We start from the raw sequence: 4,936 nt of genomic DNA, 5'->3' as shown, positions 1-4,936 counted from the left end.
CAGGCCGCTGGCGGCCTCGGATGCCGCCGGCGTCACGGGTGCCTGGGCAGCCGGTGCCGAAGCGGCGGCTGCACCGCTGGCGGCCTTCTCGGCGAACTTGCCGATGTATTCGATCTTGGCGGCCTCGCGCAGGGTCTTGACTTCCTTCTGCACGAACTCGCGGCGGCGCTCGGCGGTCAGGAACTGCTCGATGGCGGGCTTGGCCTGCTCAAGGGTGACGGGTTGGCTCTTGGTGGCCACGACGACCAGGGCCTTGAAGCCGTCCGGGCCGTTGATGTAGAGGGCTTCGCCTTCACCCACCTGGGCCAGTTTGTCGACGATGGCCAGTGGCAGACCTTCGGCGGCCTGGGTGACCTGGTTGGCGCTGAACTTCACGCCGCTTTCCTTCAGCACTTCCAGGAAGGCTGCGGGCGTTTTGGTCGCCTTGAGCTTCTCCTGCAGGGGCTTGGCCACATCGGGCGTGGTCGGCACGGTGAATTCCTGCAGGGCGTAGACCTTGCGCTGCGAGAAGAGGTAGGGCTTGGCGTCGAAGTACTTGCGCACGTCCTCGGACGAGGGGGCGCCCACGGCGGCGGCGGCGGCCTTTTCGAGGTAGGTGCGGGCGAGGATGTTGCGGCGGGCGGCGTCCAGGGCCTGAACCACTTGCGGATCGCGGTCGAGCTTTTGCTCTTCGGCCTTGGCCACGGCCAGTTGCTGGTCGATCAGGCCTTCGAGGACCTGGCGGCTGGCGCCTTCCACCTGCTCGGGCTTGAGGCCTTGCTGGCGCTCGAGAACCTGGTTGATCTGGTGCACGGTCAGTTCTTCGCCGTTGACGCGGGCGGCTGCCTGGCTGGCCTTGGCTTCGGACTTGCCCTTGTCACCGCAACCCGCGGCCAGGGAGGCGGCGATGACCACGGGCAAAAGGGCCATCAGGCGGACGGAGCGTTGGCGGGCAAAGGCTTGCAGGCGGGTGGTCATGGTCGACTTGGATGGTTGGGAAGAAGGTGGTGGAAGCGGAGCCTCAAGGGCCACACTTGCCAGACCGGCGGGTCGGGGTGAAGTTCCCTCGGGTTTGTGCCGGTCCCCACTCAAATGAGTGTACGGTGCGCGCCAGCCCCGAGGCGGTGCTTTCGCAGGGTGGCGCCCAGTCGCCACAGGCACATCAGGGTTGCCGCGGCGACGACGCCACACAGGTGAACCCAGGGCGCGACAGTTATAGCCCAGCCGGGTGACGGGATCAGGCCGGGCGCGCCGGGGTTTTCCATGAGGACCTTGGCCACCAGGCCGAGCATCAGAGCGCCACCCAGCCAGCGCGGCAAGGGCCTCGCCCGTCCGAAGAGGGTGTGCAGGGCGACAACCGTGAGGCCGGCGTGCAGCACGCCGGAGAGGCCGATGTAGCGCGGCAGTTCCGGCTGCCACAGCAGGCCGAGTTGCGCCAGGGGCCAGCACAGTGTCCACACGATGGCACAGCCGCGGTCGACCCGCACCGCGTGGCCCATCCAGGCCAGCAGCGCCAGGCCACCGAGGTTGCCCCAGAGGTGGGCCGCGCTGCCATGCAGCCAGGCACTGGTCCACCAGACCCAGGGGGGCTGTTGCAGGCCGGCGCCAGGGTGCAGGACCCAGAGCCGGGCCAGGGGCGTCCAGTTGGCTTCGGCGTCGTTCAGTGGCACGACGCCCACCCACCAGGCGGGCCATGCCAGGCACAGGCACAGAAGCCACCATGCCCACAAACCCGCTTGCCTGGGGCGCCTGTACTGCGCGCGCCGCGTGCCGTGTCCGGCTCGCGGCCCCTCGGGCGCTGGTGCGTTCACCCCTTCAGGTGGCGCCGAACACGGCCGCCCACAGGTTCAGCACGGCTTCGCGGTGCAGGGCGATGGGCTGCAGCGCGTCGCCCTCAAGGCGGGTGGGCGCGTCGTCCAGACGGGCGCGGTGTTGCACCCGGCGCAGTTCGCGGTAGGCCTGGCCGGCGGCCGCACCCAGGCCGGCTGGCAGCAGCCCGGCGTCTTCGGCCCGTTGCAGCAAGGCGATGTTGCCCAGGTTGTCGAGCAGGCCGGGGTGGGCGTGGCTGTGGGTGAGCACCAGGTACTGCACGGCGAATTCGACGTCGATCATGCCGCCGCGGCTGTGCTTGATGTCGAACTGCGTGGGGCCGCAGGCATGGGCTTCGCGCAGGCGCTCGCGCATGGCCATCACCTCGTCGCGCAGGGCGGCCGGATCGCGCTGGGCGGCCAGCACGCTGCGCCGCGTGGTTTCGAATTGCGCCGCCAGGGCAGGCTCTCCGGCGCACCAGCGGGCGCGGCTCAGGGCCTGGTGCTCCCAGGTCCAGGCGGTGTTGCTGCCGCGTTGGCGCTGGTAGTCGTCGAAGGCGTGGAAGGAGGTGACCAGCAGGCCGGAGTTGCCGTTGGGTCGCAGGGCGGTGTCGATGTCGAACAGCTCGCCGGCCGAGGTGCGCAGGGTCAGCCAGGTGATGAGCTTGCGGGCGAACAGCAGGTAGGCGTCGATGGGGCTGGGGCTGTCGGGGCCGGCCTGCTCGGCGCTGTCGTCCTGGGTGTCGTCGTAAAGGAAGACGACGTCGAGGTCGGAGCCATAACCCAGCTCCTTGCCGCCCAGTTTGCCGTAGGCGATGACGGCGAAATGAGGCTGGCGGCCCACGGCCCAGGCGCCCTGTTTGCCGGGGCGCTGCTGCAGGTGGCCCCAGGCCCAGCGGATGGCCGTCTGCAGGGTCGCATCGGCCAGGGCGGAGAGGTCGTCTGCCACCTGCTCCACGGTGATCAGGCCTTCAACGTCGCGCACCAGGGTGCGGAAGACCTCGGCGTGGTGGGCGCGGCGCAGGGTGTCGAGCAGGGCTTCTTCGTCGGCCTGGCCGGCGCGCTCCCAGGCACGGTGGCGCTCGGCGAGTTCCACCTGGTAGGTGGCCGCGTCGAAGCGGCCGTCGAGCAGGCGCGGGTCGGCCAGTTCGTCGATCACGCCCGGGTGGCGCAGCAGGTAGCGCATGGGCCACTTGGCCAGGCCCAGCAGGCGCAGCAGACGGGTCAGCACTTCGGGGCGTTCGGCCAGCAGGGCGAGGTAGCTGTCGCGGCGCAGCAGGGGGTTGAGCCAGTCGACAAAATGCAGCACGGCCTGGGCACCCAGCGCGGGTTGCTCGGGGCCGTTGGCATCGGCCTCGAGGGCGATGCGGGTGGCCCGGCCGATCAGCTTGGCCAGGCGCAGCTTGCCGGCATCGGGCAGCAGGCCGACCTTGCTTTGCTGTGCGAAGGTGCGCACATGGCTGGCCACGGGTTCGGGCAGCTTGGCGAAGAACTCTTCGCTGTCGACGGACAGGGGCGGGCCACCGCAGGAGCGGCAACCCGAGACCGGGCCGCCGGTGCCGCGGCCGTCGTGCAGCAGGGCGTCGAACTCGGTGGCGACGAACTCGCGCACGCTGCACAGGGCGTCGAGCAGCTGGCAGGTGCCGCCATGGCACTCGCCGTCGTCGGCGGGCTGGCCCACGCGGGCCGGGGCCACCAGCGGGCTGTGTTTGGGGTCGAGGCCCAGGCTGGCGGCAATCCAGGCGAGGTCGCGGTTGTCGGTCGGCAGCAGGTGGGTCTGCTGGTCGTCGAGGTACTGGATGCGGTGCTCGACCCGGCGCAGGAAGACATAGGCCTGGGCGAGCCAGTTGGCCGTGGCGCGGGGGATCAGGCCGCGGGCGCTGAGGCGTTGCAGGGCGCGCAGGGTGCTGCGGGTGCGGATCTCGGGGAACTGCCCGCCGCGCACCACTTGCAGCAGCTGCACGGTGAACTCGATTTCGCGGATGCCACCGCGCGAGAGCTTGACGTCGTTGGCCCGCTCGGGGCGGCCTGCGGCGCGGCGGTTGGCCTCGTCGCGGATCTTCTGGTGCAGTTGGCGCAGGCCCTCGAACACGCCGTAGTCGAGGTAGCGGCGGAACACGAAGGGCATGACCAGGTCGCGCAGGGCCAGGGCCCGGCTGTGGTGCTCACCACCCGGCATCGATCGGGCCGGTGCCACGATGCGGCTCTTGAGCCAGGCAAAACGCTCCCATTCGCGGCCCTGGACGAGGAAGTACTCCTCCAGCATCCCCATGCTGACCACGGGGGGGCCGGAGTTGCCGTTGGGGCGCAGGGCCAGGTCGACGCGGAAGACAAAGCCATCTTCCGTGGTGTCGCCGATCAGCATGGACAGGCGCTTGGCCACGTGGCTGAAGTACTCGTGGGCGGTGGTCTGGCCGATGCCCTGGTCGTTGCCGGTGGTGTGGCCGTCGTCTTCGTAGACGTAGATCAGGTCGATGTCGGACGAGACATTGAGCTCGCGCCCGCCCAGCTTGCCCATGCCGATGACCCAGAGGTCGATGCGCTGGCCCTGTTCATTGCGCGGCTCGCCGTGTTTGGCCGTGAACTCGGCCTCGGCGGCGGCCAGGGCCAGGTCGAGGGTGACTTCGGCCAGCTCCGTCATCGCCGCGGTGACGTCGGCCATGGCGGCGCCCTGTTCGACGTCCATCACGGCCAGGCGCTCGAGCACGAGCTGCCGCGTCACGCGCAGGGCCGAGGGCAGATCGCGCCCTTGCGACATGAGGTGTTCGACCAGCGCACGGATCTGTGCGCTGCGCGGCACACCCTGATGGGCGAGGGCGAAGGCGGCCAGTTCGGGCGCGTAACGCCTGCGGATCCGCTGGACGTAGCGGGCGTGCTCTGCCAGGGCAGCGGTCTTTACAGCATCGGATGGGAAATCAATCATGGAACCGGTTGGCCGACGGGTGGTCTGTGCTAGGGTGATCGGTTGTCGATCCCTGTGGCTGTACCCAGATCAGTTGTGGATGTTAGGGCAGCAATGCGGCCTGAGGCACAGGTGTTTCGACCGATGACGACCGCGATCCATGCCCACGACCCCTGCCGACCTTTCCGATCCCACGCCGACTGCCGCGGACACCCCGCCCAGTGCCCCGGCCGGGCTGGCGGCCTGG

The 4,936-nt window shown here is 69.8% G+C and carries 3 protein-coding genes; all 3 read right to left on the bottom strand.

Annotated features, from left to right (window positions below; translation table 11 throughout):
• A partial coding sequence (locus QZ994_RS18715; protein ID WP_290877246.1) for an EpsD family peptidyl-prolyl cis-trans isomerase occupies window positions 1–957 on the bottom strand: 957 nt, incomplete at its 3' end.
• Between the two features lie 110 nt (window positions 958–1,067).
• Window positions 1,068–1,649 carry a hypothetical protein gene (locus QZ994_RS18710; RefSeq protein ID WP_290877244.1) on the bottom strand — a complete coding sequence of 194 codons (582 nt, stop codon included), beginning with the start codon at window positions 1,647–1,649 and terminating at the stop codon, window positions 1,068–1,070.
• Window positions 1,650–1,794: 145 nt separating this feature from the next.
• A complete protein-coding gene (gene glnE, locus QZ994_RS18705; protein ID WP_290877241.1) occupies window positions 1,795–4,710 on the bottom strand; it encodes a bifunctional [glutamate--ammonia ligase]-adenylyl-L-tyrosine phosphorylase/[glutamate--ammonia-ligase] adenylyltransferase in 2,916 nt (971 codons plus the stop codon).
• Between the last annotated feature and the right edge of the window lie 226 nt (window positions 4,711–4,936).

Origin of the sequence: Aquabacterium sp. (assembly GCF_021768455.1) — a bacterium.
Lineage (GTDB): Bacteria > Pseudomonadota > Gammaproteobacteria > Burkholderiales > Burkholderiaceae_C > Aquabacterium.
This window is presented reverse-complemented; position numbering and strand designations above follow the sequence as displayed.

Bases quoted from the DNA above. Each gene is read 5' to 3' on its own strand.
- glnE (WP_290877241.1), bottom strand. From the start codon at position 4,710: ATGATTGATTTCCCATCCGATGCTGTAAAGACCGCTGCCCTGGCAGAG.